This is a genomic window from Arthrobacter sp. H-02-3, assembly GCF_003097355.1.
GTDB lineage: Bacteria > Actinomycetota > Actinomycetes > Actinomycetales > Micrococcaceae > Arthrobacter > Arthrobacter humicola.
Window position 1 is genome coordinate 39,172 of record NZ_PYUI01000011.1, and the last position, 14,469, is coordinate 53,640.

Annotated in this window: 12 protein-coding genes; 9 read left to right on the forward strand and 3 right to left on the reverse strand. The window is 70.2% G+C overall.

Annotation, left to right across the window (positions count from 1 at the left end; genetic code table 11):
* Positions 1-134: 134 nt before the first annotated feature.
* From C9424_RS12100 to C9424_RS12125, 7 genes are all read left to right on the forward strand, one after another.
* On the forward strand, positions 135-380 hold the full coding sequence (locus C9424_RS12100) for a hypothetical protein (protein ID WP_116767080.1): 246 nt from the start codon (positions 135-137) through the stop codon (positions 378-380).
* Positions 367-510, forward strand: coding sequence for a hypothetical protein (locus C9424_RS21440; RefSeq protein ID WP_161958227.1), 144 nt, complete (start codon positions 367-369; stop codon positions 508-510). Before C9424_RS12100 ends, C9424_RS21440 begins: the two co-directional genes overlap by 14 nt.
* A 141-nt stretch (positions 511-651) precedes the next feature.
* Positions 652-1,269 (forward strand): hypothetical protein, encoded by a 618-nt coding sequence (locus C9424_RS12105; protein ID WP_116767081.1) that lies wholly within the window; start codon positions 652-654, stop codon positions 1,267-1,269.
* A 260-nt stretch (positions 1,270-1,529) separates the two neighbouring features.
* A complete protein-coding gene (locus C9424_RS12110; RefSeq protein ID WP_442862032.1) occupies positions 1,530-2,282 on the forward strand; it encodes a YcnI family copper-binding membrane protein in 753 nt (250 codons plus the stop codon).
* A gap of 114 nt (positions 2,283-2,396) precedes the next feature.
* The gene (locus C9424_RS12115; RefSeq protein ID WP_202615846.1) at positions 2,397-3,026 is read left to right on the forward strand and encodes a DUF4232 domain-containing protein; all 630 of its coding nucleotides are present in this window, start codon (positions 2,397-2,399) and stop codon (positions 3,024-3,026) included.
* Between the two features lie 62 nt (positions 3,027-3,088).
* Positions 3,089-8,254 (forward strand): Lhr family ATP-dependent helicase, encoded by a 5,166-nt coding sequence (locus tag C9424_RS12120; protein ID WP_116767083.1) that lies wholly within the window; start codon positions 3,089-3,091, stop codon positions 8,252-8,254.
* Complete coding sequence (locus tag C9424_RS12125) at positions 8,247-9,110, forward strand: DNA-formamidopyrimidine glycosylase family protein (RefSeq protein ID WP_116767084.1); 864 nt, start codon at positions 8,247-8,249, stop codon at positions 9,108-9,110. The genes C9424_RS12120 and C9424_RS12125 overlap by 8 nt, the downstream gene beginning before the upstream one ends.
* 236 nt (positions 9,111-9,346) lie before the next feature.
* On the opposite strand, the gene yczE is transcribed toward C9424_RS12125, so the two are convergent.
* Positions 9,347-9,979 (reverse strand): membrane protein YczE, encoded by a 633-nt coding sequence (yczE, locus tag C9424_RS12130; protein ID WP_116767171.1) that lies wholly within the window; start codon positions 9,977-9,979, stop codon positions 9,347-9,349.
* Positions 9,980-10,040: 61 nt separating this feature from the next.
* Here yczE and C9424_RS12135 point away from each other — a divergent pair, with 61 nt between their 5' ends.
* Positions 10,041-11,642: an aminotransferase-like domain-containing protein gene (locus tag C9424_RS12135; protein ID WP_116767085.1), complete on the forward strand. Its 1,602-nt coding sequence runs from the start codon at positions 10,041-10,043 to the stop codon at positions 11,640-11,642.
* 208 nt (positions 11,643-11,850) lie between these two features.
* Here C9424_RS12135 and C9424_RS12140 read toward each other — a convergent pair whose 3' ends face one another.
* Together C9424_RS12140 and C9424_RS12145 are read right to left on the reverse strand one after the other, a co-directional pair.
* On the reverse strand, positions 11,851-12,543 hold the full coding sequence (locus C9424_RS12140; protein WP_116767086.1) for an SRPBCC family protein: 693 nt from the start codon (positions 12,541-12,543) through the stop codon (positions 11,851-11,853).
* Positions 12,536-13,222, reverse strand: a complete 687-nt coding sequence (locus C9424_RS12145) for a winged helix-turn-helix domain-containing protein (protein WP_116767087.1) — start codon at positions 13,220-13,222, stop codon at positions 12,536-12,538. Before C9424_RS12145 ends, C9424_RS12140 begins: the two co-directional genes overlap by 8 nt.
* A 228-nt stretch (positions 13,223-13,450) precedes the next feature.
* On the opposite strand from C9424_RS12145, the gene C9424_RS12150 reads away from it, so the two are divergent.
* Positions 13,451-14,449, forward strand: a complete 999-nt coding sequence (locus tag C9424_RS12150; RefSeq protein ID WP_116767088.1) for an RluA family pseudouridine synthase — start codon at positions 13,451-13,453, stop codon at positions 14,447-14,449.
* Positions 14,450-14,469 lie beyond the last annotated feature (20 nt).

The following is a 14,469-nucleotide window of genomic DNA, read 5'->3' on the forward strand; positions in this document are numbered from 1 at the left end:
TGCATCGGACCCCTGCACTGGACTCCTGCACAACGAGACGGAGGTGTCTCATTCAGTTGACCATTGAGCCGACAAGCCATTCCACGGTTAGCTGGATCACATCAACGTTTCCCCGTGACCTTTCAGGAATCCTCATGACTTTGCAGAAGAACCGGCCCTCCGGCGGCCCCGTCCACTGGGACGACGTCGAGATCGGCGACGCCGTCCACCTCCGCCGGGGCGGCCGCATTGAGTACGCCGGACGCGTCGACAACCGCACCGCCGACGGCGCCGTCGTGTGGGTACTCTCCGACGGCGGACGCCGGCAGCTGTTCCATGTTGCCGACGGCTTCGAACTGATCGTTGCAGACCCCGAAGGAGCCCGTCATGCTGACAACTGAACGCCCCGCAACTCTGGTGCGCCAGCCGACCACCCTGTCCGGCACCGCAGCCGGGACGGACACCTGGGCTTCCGGCGCCGCCTCCTGCCCCGATGACTGCCACTACTGCTCGGGCCCCGAGACCGACTAGCCGCAGCGGCTTCCCTCCCCCGTACACTCCCGCACCTCCCCGGCGCCGGCCGCCCGGGCCCCTGAGCTCCCGCGCGCCGGTAGAATCTGGTAGGAAACCGCGAACCGCGACCCGCGATCAGCGACCCGTCAGGAGGCCTCCGTGCGACTACACCACGCCTGGGTTCCTTTCCATTCCCTCCGGGCTGCCCTCTTCGCCACCACCGCGGTGACGCTGGCAGCCTGTGCCCACGTCGTCTCCGGCGGCCAACTGCCCGGTTCCGGCATCCTGGTTGCCATCCTGGCCCTGACCGGACTGGCCTGCACGGTTGCCACCCGGCTCCATCTTGGGTTCCCGGCCGCGGCCGCCCTCCTGAGCGCCGGGCAGGTGGTCCTGCACGAGGCCTTCACCGCGTTCGGCGGATCCGTTGCGGGGACGCCGGCCGGCGAGCCAACCCACCACGGCCCGGCCGTCATCCCCGCTGGGACCCTCACCCATCTTCAGTCCCATGAGCTGGACTCCCCGCTGGCCCTGTTCATGCTGAGCGGCCACGCGCTGGCCACTCTTGCCTGTGCGCTGCTCCTGGCCAAGGGCGAAGACGCCCTGTGGGCCCTCGCCGCCTGGCTCCGGCCGCTAGTCCAGCTCCCGTCACCGGTGACGCCCGACGTCGGCCCCGCACCGATGCCGGCCGGCTGGCCGGCGGACTGTGCCCCGCTCCCCTGGCGGAACCTCCGGCCCGATAGCCGCCGGGGCCCGCCCGCCGCCGTCGTGCTTCCCTGACATCCCTCCGGCCGCGGCCGGAGCTGTCCCGCTCTGCTGTGCCCTTAACCGGCCTATTCCGATCCGGCCTGCGCTGCCGTGCGCTGCCCTGCGCTGATCGAATCCGCCCGTTCTGGGCCGTCTGTGCTGCCCCGTCCTGTCCTGGGCTGGGCTGATCCGCACAGCCATGAGCGGTACGAGCCGCCGCGTCCACCCCCACTTTCGCGCTGCCCCGAGCGCAGCGCGTCCGCCTGAAAGGCACCCTTACCTTGAAAACCACACTGCACGCCTCTGCCCTCCGCCGCACCCTCTCCGTCACGGCCGTGGCCGGCGGAACGGCGGCGCTGATGCTCGCCGGGCTTACGGCCGCGTCCGCGCACGTCGAAGCCACCCCGGACAAGACCGCCGCGAACTCGTACGCCCTGCTGACCTTCGGGATTCCGCACGGCTGCGATACGTCCGGGACCACCAAAATGACCATCACCCTGCCCGCCGAACTCAACGACGCCCAGCCCACGGTAAACCCGAACTGGACGGTGCAAAAGGTTACGGAGCAGCTGCCCGCGCCCAAGAAACTGGACAACGGGACGTCCATCACCAAGCGGACCAGCCAGATCGTCTACACGGCCAAGTCCCCGCTGGACCCGGAGCTGCGGGACACCCTGGTGCTCTCCGTGAAGCTGCCCGATACTCCGGGGAAGACCCTCTACTTCCCCACCCTGCAGACCTGCGAGCAGGGTCAGACCGACTGGTCGCAGAGCCCGCAGGAAGGCCAGGACGAGGAATCCCTCAAAACCCCGTCACCGTCAGTGACGGTCACCGACGCCGTCGCAGGCGCGGACGGCCATTCGGCCCACACTGCCAGCGTTGAGGCCGCCCCGGCAGCAACCCAGATGGCGTCCGTGGACGACGGCGGCGCGCAGGCCCGGAGCTGGGGCGCCCTGGCCGCCGGGCTCGGCGGCCTAGTGCTCGGCGGGGCAGCATTCATCCGAAGCCGCACCAAGAACGGCGGCAGCTCCGTGACCCAGAAGTAACGCGCAGCGCGGTTGACCTCGGTTGATGCCCGGAAATCACAATCCGGGCATCAATCGGGGCTCCGTCGCCGTGGCGTCGTTGACTAAGGCATCGGCGGGCATAAAGGTGGAGCCATGAGGTCTCAGCGAATGAATCATGCACTGCTTGTGACAACGGCTGCCGTCGCGGCCCTCCTGCTTAGCGGCTGCGGGGGCAGCGCGGCGCAGACCCAGTCGGCGACGTCACCGGCTACCGCGTCGGCCAGCCCGGCCAGCCTGCCCGCAGCCTCCGGTGCCGCAACGGACACCTCTGCCGCCCCGGCATCGCAGGCGGCCCAGTCCGGCCCCGCGCTGTGCAAGGCCGCGGGCCTGACGGCCACCACCGACTCTACCGGCGGCGGCGCGGCGGGCAGCGTCTACATGAAACTGATCGTGACCAACTCCGGCACCGAGCCGTGCCTGCTCAAGGGCTACGCGGGCGTCTCCCTCACGGCAGGGGCCGACGGCGAGCCGATCGGCGCCGCCGCCACCCGCGACGACTCCACGCCGGTCACCGATGTCCAGCTTGCCCCGGGCCAGGCCGGCGTCGCCACCCTGCGCTATACCCAGGCCGCCAACTACGGGGACTGCACCCGGACGCCCGCGGCAGGATTCCGGGTCTACCCGCCCGAGGACACCGCTTCCCTGTTCCTCCCGCAGCCGCTTGATGCCTGCAGCAACACCGAGATCAACCTGCTGACCATCGGGGCCTTTCAGCCGAAGTAGCCCCAGACGCCCCAGGACATTGCCCGGCCAATAGTGTCGGCCGGGTAGGGCATGATGGAGGAATGAAGGGGCAGGAGCTCGCCGGCGGCACACTTGCGGCCGACGCCATGGACCGGTTCAGCCGGCCGACCCGGGACTGGTTCCTGGGCGCCTTTTCCGGGCCCACCCCGGCCCAGAACGGCGCCTGGAATGCCATCTCCTCCGGCTCGCATGCCCTCGTTGTCGCTCCCACCGGCTCCGGCAAGACGCTCGCTGCGTTCCTCTGGGCGCTGGACCGGCTAATCACCTCCGCCCCGGCCGAGCCCGAAGCCCTGCCCGGCCTGGACACGACGGCCAAGGGCAGCCGCCGGAAAACGGTCCCGCGGAAGACCCGCGTACTGTACATTTCCCCGCTCAAGGCCCTCGGCGTCGACGTCGAACGCAACCTCCGCGCGCCGCTGATCGGCATCACGCAGACCGCCAAACGCCTGGACCTCCCCGCCCCGCTCATCACCGTGGGCGTCCGGTCCGGGGATACGACGGCGGCCGACCGCCGCTCGTTGCTCAGCCACCCGCCGGACATCCTCATCACCACCCCGGAGTCCCTCTTCTTGATGCTGACGTCCAAGGCGAGGGAAACCCTCAGCGAGGTGGACACGATCATCATCGACGAGGTCCACGCCGTCGCCGGCACCAAGCGCGGAGCACATCTGGCTGTGTCGCTGGAACGGCTCGACGCGCTGCTGCCCAAGCCCGCGCAGCGGATCGGGCTGTCGGCCACCGTGGAACCCAAAGAGCTGGTGGCGCAGTTCCTCGCCGGGTCGGCACCGGTGGAAATTGTGGCTCCTCCGTCGCGGAAGAACTGGGACCTGACCGTTTCTGTCCCGGTTGAGGACATGTCCGATCTCCAGGGCGCCGCGGGGGCTTTCGATTCCGGTCCTGCCTCCGGTCTCCAGCCACAGGCGTCCATCTGGCCGCATGTGGAGGAAAAGATCGTGGACCTGGTGCTGGCCAACCAGTCCACCATCGTGTTCGCGAACTCCCGCCGCCTCGCCGAACGGCTCACCGCCCGGCTCAACGAGATCTACGCCGAACGCCAGCTCATGGCAGCTGGCGGCGGCTGGACCGAGTTTGGCGCAGACGCGCCGGACTTCGAAGCAGGACCGAATGCTGTGCCGATCGCCGTGCAGCCCGGCGGCGCCTCGGCGCTGCCCACCTCCACCGCCACGCCGGCGCACATGATGGCCCAGGCCGGCAGCACCGCGGGCGCCGATCCCGTGCTGGCCCGCGCCCACCACGGCTCCGTGTCCAAGGATCAGCGGGCCCTGATCGAGGACGATCTCAAATCCGGGCGGCTGCGCTGCGTCGTGGCCACGTCCTCCCTGGAACTGGGCATCGACATGGGTGCTGTGGACCTCGTGGTGCAGGTCGAGTCGCCGCCTTCAGTGGCCAGCGGCCTGCAGCGGGTGGGGCGCGCCGGCCACCAGGTGGGCGAAATCTCCCAGGGCGTCCTGTTCCCCAAGCACCGGGCCGACCTCGTCCACACGGCCATCACCGTGGAACGGATGCTCGACGGCAAGATCGAGCGGCTCAGCGTGCCGGCCAATCCGCTGGACATCCTTGCGCAGCAGACGGTCGCCGCCGCCGCGCTGGGCGCCATCGACGTCGAGGAATGGTTCGCCACGGTCCGGCGGTCGGCGCCCTTCGCCTCGCTCCCCCGGTCCGCGTTCGAGGCCACCTTGGACCTGCTCGCCGGACGCTACCCCTCGGACGAATTCGCGGAACTGCGGCCGCGGGTCATCTGGGACCGGAACGCAGGGACCATCGAGGGCCGTCCCGGGGCGCAGCGGCTCGCCGTCACCTCCGGCGGAACCATCCCGGACCGCGGACTGTTCGGCGTCTACATCATCGGCACCGAGGTCGAGGGCACCGGGGGTTCCGCCGGCGGTGCCAGTGCGGACGGCAGGGCAGCCAGCCCTGCCACGGCGGCGGCCAAGGGCGGGCGCCGGGTGGGCGAACTCGACGAGGAAATGGTCTATGAATCGCGGGTGGGCGATATCTTCGCCCTTGGCGCCACCAGCTGGAAGATCGAGGACATCACGCACGACCGCGTCCTGGTCTCGCCGGCGTTCGGCCAGCCGGGCAAGCTGCCGTTCTGGAAGGGCGATTCGCTGGGCCGGCCCGTGGACCTGGGTCGCGCCCTCGGCGCGTTCATGCGCGAACTCTCAGCGTCCGACGTCGGACCAGCCACCGAGCGATGCAAGGCCAGCGGGCTGGACGACTACGCGGCGAACAACCTGATCCAGTACCTCGCCGAACAACGGCTCGCCACCGAGGTGGTCCCCAGTGATACCACCCTCGTGGTGGAACGCTTCCACGACGAGCTCGGGGACTGGCGCGTGGTGCTGCACAGCCCCTTCGGCCTGCCGGTGCATGCGCCGTGGGCCCTGGCCGTGGGCCAGCGCCTGCACCAGCGCTACGGGATGGACGGCTCGGCGATGGCCGCCGACGACGGCATCGTGCTGCGTGTGCCCATGATGGAAGACGAGCCGCCGGGTGCGGAGCTGTTCCTCTTCGATCCCGATGAGCTGGAACAGATCGTGACGGCGGAGGTCGGCGGCAGTGCCCTCTTCGCCTCCCGCTTCCGCGAGTGCGCCGCCCGCGCCCTGCTCCTGCCGCGGCAGAACCCCGGCAAACGGCAGCCCCTGTGGCAGCAGCGGCAGCGCTCCGCGCAGTTGCTCGATGTGGCGCGGAAGTACCCGACGTTCCCGATCGTCCTGGAGACGGTGCGCGAGTGCCTGCAGGATGTCTACGACCTTCCGGCGCTCAAGGACATCGCCGCCTCGGTGGAACGCCGCGAGCTCAGGATCGTCCAGACCACCACCCAACAGCCCTCACCGTTCGCGAAGTCCTTGCTCTTCGGTTACGTGGCCCAGTTCCTCTACGAAGGGGATTCCCCGCTGGCGGAGCGCCGGGCCGCGGCCCTGGCGCTCGATTCCACCCTGCTCAATGAGCTCTTGGGCCGGGTGGAGCTGCGCGAACTCCTCGACGCGAAGGTCATCGACGCCACGGAACGTGAGCTGCAGCGGCTCGCTCCGGACCGCCGGGCGCGCGGGCTGGAGGGCGTCGCGGACCTCCTGCGTCTCCTGGGCCCGCTCAATCCGGACGAGGTTGCCGCCCGCCTGGAATCGGTGGCGGCACCTACCGCGGGCATCGAACCCGCCGGAACCTTGGCGGTGGCGAGCGCCGAGGCTGCCCCGGCGCGGGAGGGTGCTCCGGCGCCTGCCGGGACTACTGTGGCGGGCGACGCCGTCACCGCCGCCGCCGGGGTCGACGTCGCCTCGGCCCACGTCGCCGCGGCCCACCTGACCGCGCTGCAGCGGGCCAACCGGGCGATCAAGGTCAACATCGCCGGCGTCGAACGCTTTGCGGCGGTCGAAGACGCCGCCCGGCTCCGCGATGCCCTCGGCGTGCCGCTGCCCATGGGCGTGCCGCTGGCGTTCATCGAACCGGTCGCGGACCCGCTCGGCGACCTCGTCTCGCGCTACGCCCGCACGCACGGGCCGTTCACCGCCGCCGAGGCCGCGGCGCGGCTGGGACTCGGCGTCGCCGTCGTCGGCACCGCGCTGAAGCGGCTCGCCGCGGACGGCCGCGTGGTGGAAGGCGAGTTCCGCCCGCACGCACCGGCGCCCGCAGTCACGGCGGACACTACGGCAGCCAGCATCGCACCCGGCACCGCGGAATCCGAGGACGCGGCGGCCACTGCCCCGTCTGCCGTTCTGCCCGCTGTTCTGCCGCTGGCAGGTATCAGCGAATGGTGCGACGCGGAGGTCCTCCGCAAGCTGCGCCGCCGTTCGCTCGCCGCGCTCCGGGCCGAAGTGGAGCCCGTGGACGCCACGGCGTACGGCCGGTTCCTTCCCGCCTGGCAAAACGTGCGAACACCCGGCGGCCGCGGGCAGTCCGCGCTGCGCGGCCTGGACGGCATCATCACGGCCGTCGACCAGCTCTCCGGCGTGCCCATTCCGGCTTCCGCCTGGGAGCCGCTGGTGCTGGCCAGCCGCGTCTCCAATTACCAGCCGGCCATGCTGGATGAACTCATGGCCGCCGGCGAAGTCCTCTGGTCCGGGGCCGGCTCGCTGCCCGGCAACGACGGCTGGATCAGCCTCCACCTCGCCGATTCGGCCGAACTGACGCTGAATCCCGCCGTCGATTTCGAACCCGGCGATGCTCAACGGCGGCTCCTGGAGCACCTGCAGACCAACGGCGGCGGCTATTTCTTCCGGCAGCTGACCGACGTTGCCGGCGGCATGGACACCGTTCTGAGCGACCAGGACGTGGTGGCCGCGCTGTGGGATCTCGCCTGGGCGGGCCGGATCACGGGCGACACCTTTGCCCCCGTCCGGGCCCTCATCGCCGGCGGGCACACCGCGCACCGGCAGGTGGGGCGCGCCCCGCGGGCCCGCGCGCCGCGGCTCAGCCGGCTCGGGCGTGCGCACGGCACCGGCCTGCTCGGATCGCCGGGACTCACCGGCGGCAGGTACGGCTCGGTGACCGGCACCGCGCCCGCGCCCCCGCTCGCCGCCGGACGCTGGTCCGCCCTGCCATCCCCGGAACTCGATGCCACTATCCACGCCCGGGCCACCGCGGAACTCCTTCTGGACCGCTACGGCGTGGTCACCCGCGGCTCCGTCATGGCAGAAAACATCCTCGGCGGCTTTGGCCTCATGTACAAGGTGCTGGCACGGCTCGAGGAGGCCGGCCGGTGCCGCCGCGGCTACTTCATCGAGCACCTCGGCGCCGCGCAGTTCGCCGTGCCGGCCACGGTGGACCGGCTGCGGTCCTACGTCGAGGACGCCCAGCTGCACAAGGCCGAACCGGTTGCGCTCGCCCTCGCCGCCACCGACCCCGCCAACCCGTACGGCGCCGCGCTGCCGTGGCCTGCGCTTAACGTCGACGCCGGCACAGGCCACCGCCCCGGCCGGAAAGCCGGCGCCCTTGTGGTCCTGGTCGACGGCGCCTTGGCCCTCTACGTCGAACGCGGCGGCAAAACCCTGCTCGCCTTCAGCGACGACACCGAGGTCCTGGCCGCGGCGGGCACGGCCCTGGTGGGAGTGGTGACCCGCGGCGCAGTGGACAAGCTGATCATGGAGAAAGTCAACGGCCACGGCATCCTCGACACCCCGGTGGCCGCCGCCCTCGCCCAGGCCGGGGCCTACTCCACCCCGAAGGGACTGAGGATCCGTGCCTGAGGGCGATTCCGTCTTCCGCGCCGCGGCGCAGCTGCATGCCGCCCTGGCCGGCAAGGAACTGGTTTCGTCCGACTTCCGCGTCCCCCGATTCGCCACCCTGAAGCTCGGCGGCTGGACCGTGGACGAGGTGGTGCCCCGCGGCAAGCACCTGCTGATGCGGGTGCAGGGGCCGACGCCGAAGGACCGGCTCACCATCCACTCGCACCTGAAGATGGAGGGCAGCTGGCAGGTCTACCCCTCCGGAGGGCGCTGGCGGAAGCCCGGCTTCACGGCCCGGTGCGTGCTGCGCACCGCCACAACCGACGCCGTCGGGTTCTCCCTCGGCATTCTTGAGGTGGTCCGCACCGACCAGGAAGACTCGATCGTAGGGCACCTGGGCCCGGATCTGCTGGGCCCGGACTGGGACGCGGCCGAGGCCGAACGCCGGCTGCGCGCGGCCCCCGATGTCCCCATCGGGGTCGCCCTGCTGGACCAGAGCAAGCTGGCAGGGATCGGGAACATCTACCGGTGCGAGGCCTGCTTCCTCTCGGGCGTCCATCCGGCGGCGCCCGTGTCCGCGGTGCCGGATCTCGCCGCCATGATCACGGAGGCCCGGGTCCTGCTGTCGGCCAATCTCGGCCCGGGCCGCCGGACGACCGTGCTGAATGTGCGGGGCGTCCCGGTGGGCCGCACGGCCGGACGCCCCGGCTACTGGGTTTACCGGCGCGAGCACCAGCCGTGCCTCAAATGCGGCTCCCCGATCCGCCGCGGAGTCCTTGGCAAGGACACCGGCACAGGCACCTTCACGGAGGAACGGGACATCTACTATTGCCCCGCATGCCAGCCGCTGCCGGCCCCCGCAACGGGACCGGCGTAGCCCCCGGGCGTAGGGACCCCTGCGTAGGGACCCCTGCGTAGGGACCCCTGCGCGGCGTGGTCGGACTCGTGACGCGGAATAGCGTCTGCGCGGCGCTCTTTACCTGAGGACACCTGGATTCCCGCGTCGAGGGGAAATCTGCGCGTCGGCAGGGATTTCCCCCGTCGTCAAGATGCGGGTACCGGATGGACCGCTCAGGATTCGGAGGTCAGGAAGCCGCGGTCAAGAAGTCGCTCTCAAGAAGCCGCGACGGCGGGGTCGGCCGCCGCCACCGGGATCTCGGGCCGCTTCACTTCCGGCACGGTGAACCGCGGCAGCAACAACTGCACCAGCGGGCCGATCGCCAGCGCGTACAGCACCGTGCCCACACCAACAGAACCGCCCAGCAGCCAGCCGGCCCCGAGGACCACCACTTCGATCCCGGTGCGGGAGGCCCGCACCGACCAGCCCGTGCGCCGGGCGAGTCCCGTCATGAGTCCGTCCCGGGCCCCGGGTCCGAGGCGGGCGCCGATGTAGCAGGCAGAGGCGATGCCATTGAGCACGATGGCCCCCGCGAGCATTCCGATCTGGCCGCCAAGGTGCGAGAACTTCGGGATGAGGGCCAGTCCGACGTCCGCGAACACACCCACCAGCACGGCGTTGCACAGAGTGCCGACGCCGGGCCACTGCCGGAGCGGAATCCAAAAGAGCAGGACGAGGAAGCTGACGATCACCACCACCGTGCCGATGCTCAGTCCGGTCTTGACAGCGAGTCCCTGGTGGAAGACGTCCCAGGGATCCAGTCCCAGGCCGGCCCGGATGAACATTGCGAGCGAAACGCCGTACATGGCGAGGCCGATCAGGAGCTGGAGGAGTCTGCGGGTCAACATGGACTCCATCCTCCACGAAAACTGGCCTTGTAATCCATAGCCAGTTTGAAATACTGGCTACATGCCGATTTCTCTGACGCCCGGATCACTGGCCCGCCAGCTGGGCGAGTGGAACGTTGGTGCTGCACCCGCCTACCGCGAGCTGGCCGACGTCGTCCGCCTGCTCATCCTCGACGGGCGCATTGCCCTGGATGTCGCCCTGCCGAGCGAGCGCTCCCTGGCCGTAAGCCTTGGAATCAGCCGCACGACGGTAACTGCGGCGTACGCTCAGCTGCGCGAGCAGGGCTTCCTCAGCAGCGGTCAGGGCAGCCGGAGCCGCAGCTGCATCCCGAGCCAGGGGCCTGGGCACGCCGGGGGCCGCGACAGTGCACTAAGGCTGAGCGGTGCCCCCGGGCTGGCCGTACCGGACGGGATCCTGGACCTGGCCTACGCCTCCCTCCCGGCCAGCGGCGAAGTGGTGCACCGGGCCTTTGCCGCGGCGCTGACGGAGCTGCCGGCGCTGTTGCCGGGCTTCGGCTATGACGCCCTGGGCGTGGGCCCGCTCCGCGAAGCCATCGCCGCCCGGTACACCGCGGCGGGGGTGCCCACGACGGCCGGGCAGATCCTGGTCACCTCGGGCGCACAGCATGCCCTGAACATTGTGCTCCGCACCCTGGCCGGCCGGCCGGGCACCAAGGTGCTCGTGGAACATCCCAGCTACCCGAACGCCCTGGACGCGATCCGGGCCGCGGGGTGCCGGCCGGTCCCCGTGGCCATGCCCGCCCCAGGGCCGACGGGCACGGGCCGCACCGGCACAGGCCACACCGGCACGGCGGGCAACGGCGCAGGTCACCACGGAATTGGCAACCACGGCGTTCCTCACCACGGCGCTGGCGGCTGGGACTTCGAGGCCATGGAATCAGCGCTACTGCAGCAACGGCCCGCGATGGCCTATGTGGTGCCGGACTTCCACAACCCCACAGGGCGGCTGATGCCCGACGCCCAGCGGCGCCGCCTCGTGAAGGCAGCCGCCGCGTCGGGCACCGTGCTGGTGGTGGACGAGACCTTGCGGGAGCTGAATCTCGACGGCGCACACTCCACTCCCGTGGCCGCGTTCAGCCCCGCGGTGGTCTCCCTAGGTTCGCTCAGCAAGTCGCACTGGGCAGGCCTGCGCACCGGCTGGATCCGCGCCAGCGAGCCCCTCATCCAGCGTTTCGCCGCCGCCCGCACCACCCTGGACCTCGGCGGACCCGTCGTGGAGCAGCTCGCGGCGGCGCATCTGGTCAACGCCATCGCCGAGCCGCTCCCGGCCCGGCTCGCCGCGCTGCGCGAGAACCGGGACACCCTACTGGAACTGGTGCGCGAGCACCTGCCGGGCTGGGAGCCGGAACGGCCCGACGGCGGACTGTCCCTCTGGTGCCGTCTCCCGGTGCCGATCAGCACCGCCCTCGCGGTGGTGGCTCCCGACGTCGGAATCCGGCTCGCCGCCGGACCCCGTTTCGGCGTCGGCGGCGCGTTCGAGCAATACCTGCGGCTGCCGTTCACCCTGCCCCCGGACCAACTGAAAACGGCGGTCCTGGCCTTACGGGCCGCGCAGGACCGGCTCGAGGCATCGCCGCAACTGCGAAGAGAGCTCGCCGGCCGCCGGGACCTGACGGGACCGCCAGCTGTCGCCATCGCCTGAGCGCAGCCGTGGCGGGGAACGACACCCGGCGACGCCCACACTTTCCTGCGCCGCGCAAACGACCCGGAGACGCCCACACTCTCCTGCGCTGCGCAAATGCCTTGTCGACGCCCGATTCCGGGTGTCGACAAGGCATTTGCGCGTCGCCGGCCGGGATGCGCGTCACCAGGTGGAATGCGCCTCGCCACGCGGGATGCGTGTCGCGGCCCTACGCGTACACCTTCGCCAGGAACCCGGCCCAGGCCTTCTCCGTCGCCGCGGAGTCCCCGGCGCCGCTGAAGTCGTGCACGGTCATGCCCACCGGCGCCCCGAAGGCGTTGCGCCCGAAGAAGCGGTACATCGTATCGGCGGTCCGCAGCCCAAGGAAGTTCTCGTTGGCGAAGTCCACTTCGCCGGTGAGCGGGCCAACGCCGTCGAGCTCCAGCTGGACCGTGTCCCCCTGGGCCGCAGCGCCAACGCCAAGGGCCTTCTTGAGCCGGTCGAAGCCGTCCGGGGTCTGCGATGCGTCCGGCGCCTGGATGTCCGTGAAGACCACGGGCTTGCCGTCGAAGTACTTCAGGTACTGACCCAAAGTGTGCAGATAAAACGCGGTGTGCTTGCTGGCGCCGTCGTACTGCTCATCCCAGTTGTCCGCGAAAATGCCACTGTGCACGTAGTGCAGCCGGGCGCGGCCGCCGTCGAGCGGTTCCAGGACGTGCTCGAGCTGGTTGAACCAGCCATCCGGACCGTCCATCCGGGACACGAGGTGTGCCGGGTACTCATCCACGGTCCGGACCGCCGGCCACTGGTCCGTGGGGAACATCCAGGCCGGGGTGTCCTTGGTGACGGCCTCCCACACCCGCTCCGGGGTGCCGGGGAGTTCGGTGTCGTAGACAATCTCAAATTCACGCTTGTCAGTCATTGTCCTGCTCCTTAGCTTGCGGGTCTGTAGTTTGTCCGTCTGTGGCGTGTGAATCGGCGGGCGCCGGTTTGGCTGCCGGCGCTTTGAGGGCCGGGTGGAGCGCGACGACGAGCCGGTGCCTGCGTCCCGCCGCCGGAGAACCCGCTGCGGGTCCCGGTCCGGCGTCGTGGTACTTGTCCACGAGTCGGGTCACGGCGACGCCGAGCTCCTCGGCGAAGGCCGCCCGGTCCGCCGCCGAGCGGAAAGTGATCTCGCCGTCGATCGCGAAGGTGGCAAGTTTCTGTTTGGCCGCGGCCGCACCGGCGATCAGCTGGCCCATCTCCTGGACCATGCGTGCGGCAAGCGCCAGCAGCCAGAAGGCCGAGAAACGGTCCGAGAACCGGTGCGGGTCCGGCGCCACGGAAGCCAGCGCCGCCGGCGAAATCAGGTACGACGCCGCCGTCGCCTGCAGGATGCGTTCGGTGACGTTGCCTCGCCGCCGCTCCTCGACGAGCTCGACGAGCCCGTGCCGTTCGAGGGCTTTGAGGTGGTAGTTCACCTTCTGCCGCGGCAGACCCACCTTCGCGGCGAGCTGCGTTGCCGATCCGGGCTCGGCCAGCTCGCGCAGGATCCGGGTCCGGATCGGGTCCAGGGAGGCCTCCGCAGCGGCCGGATCCTCGATCACTTCGATATCCAACATGCTTCAAGTCTGCTCGCCGACAATTTTATTTGTCAAGAACTTTTTTCTGGTCGGCGGGCCGGCGGACGGCAGGCCCGGTTTCGCCAGTTCGCCGGAGACGTACCAGTTCGCCGTAAGCTTCCGGCGAATTCGCACCCGTCCGGCGAACTGGGCGCAGAGGCGGGGCAGGGGCGGGCGGGCCGCGCGCGGGACGGTGGGCAAGAGGCGCACACGTAGAATAGACCCGTGATGCAATCCCCCCTCCCCGTGCGCGACGGCGTCAATGCAACGCGCCTGCGCCTGCCGGACGAGGGGCCCTGGGAGACTGCGCTGGATTACATGATGCACCGCTGGGGGCACATCGATCCGCAGGGCATCGAGGACCGGTTCGACGCCGGCGAGATCGTTGGCGAGGCCGGGGTGGCGCTGGACCGCGCCACGCCGCTGCAGGACCACACCTTCATCTGGTACTACCGCACCCTGCCGCCGGAGACGCGGATCCCCGTGGAGCTAACCATCCTGCACCAGGACGATCATCTGCTGGTCGTGGACAAGCCGCACTTCCTGCCCACCACCCCCGGCGGGACGTACATCCAGGAGTCAGCCCTGGTCCGGCTCCGGAACCAGCTCGGCCTGCCGGACCTCATCCCGATGCACCGCCTGGACCGTATGACGGCCGGCATCCTGTTGCTCTCCACGAACCCCGAGACCCGGGGCAAGTACCAAGTGTTGTTCGAAAAGCGCCAAGTCCAGAAGGAATACGAGTGCGTGTCCGCCGCCGAACCGGCCCCGGGCCACCCCGCGGTCGACTTCCCCGTGGTGGTGCGCAACCGGATGACCAAGTCCCGCAGCTACCTGCTCGCCGAGGTCATTGACGGCGAACCCAACGCGGAAACCCGGATCGAGCGGCTGCGGACATTTGACGCCACCGGCGCAACGGACGCCAACGCGCATGTTTCACGCGAGACCGACGGCGGCCCACTAGGCAGTAACGACGGCGGCCCCGGACGCCGGGCGCTGTACCGGTTGGAGCCGCACTCGGGGAAAACCCATCAGCTCCGCGTGCACATGGCCTCCCTCGGGCTGGGGATCGTCAACGATGCGTTCTACCCGGAACTGCTGGACAAAGCCCCGGACGATTACACCAAGCCGCTACAGCTCCTGGCCCGCGGAATCCGTTTCATCGACCCCATCTCGGGGATCCCGGTGGAGTACCGCAGCGGCCTGAACCTGAGCGAAGCCCGATAGCAGGCTGGAAGTGCGGTACC

Excerpts from the sequence above, each read along its gene's own strand:
- C9424_RS12135 (WP_116767085.1), top strand. The coding sequence starts at position 10,041 with ATGCCGATTTCTCTGACGCCCGGATCACTGGCCCGCCAGCTGGGCGAG.
- C9424_RS12140 (WP_116767086.1), bottom strand. The coding sequence starts at position 12,543 with ATGACTGACAAGCGTGAATTTGAGATTGTCTACGACACCGAACTCCCC.
- C9424_RS12115 (WP_202615846.1), top strand. The coding sequence starts at position 2,397 with ATGAGGTCTCAGCGAATGAATCATGCACTGCTTGTGACAACGGCTGCC.
- C9424_RS12145 (WP_116767087.1), bottom strand. The coding sequence starts at position 13,222 with ATGTTGGATATCGAAGTGATCGAGGATCCGGCCGCTGCGGAGGCCTCC.
- C9424_RS12120 (WP_116767083.1), top strand. The coding sequence starts at position 3,089 with ATGAAGGGGCAGGAGCTCGCCGGCGGCACACTTGCGGCCGACGCCATG.
- C9424_RS12100 (WP_116767080.1), top strand. The coding sequence starts at position 135 with ATGACTTTGCAGAAGAACCGGCCCTCCGGCGGCCCCGTCCACTGGGAC.
- yczE (WP_116767171.1), bottom strand. The coding sequence starts at position 9,979 with ATGTTGACCCGCAGACTCCTCCAGCTCCTGATCGGCCTCGCCATGTAC.
- C9424_RS12150 (WP_116767088.1), top strand. The coding sequence starts at position 13,451 with ATGCAATCCCCCCTCCCCGTGCGCGACGGCGTCAATGCAACGCGCCTG.
- C9424_RS21440 (WP_161958227.1), top strand. The coding sequence starts at position 367 with ATGCTGACAACTGAACGCCCCGCAACTCTGGTGCGCCAGCCGACCACC.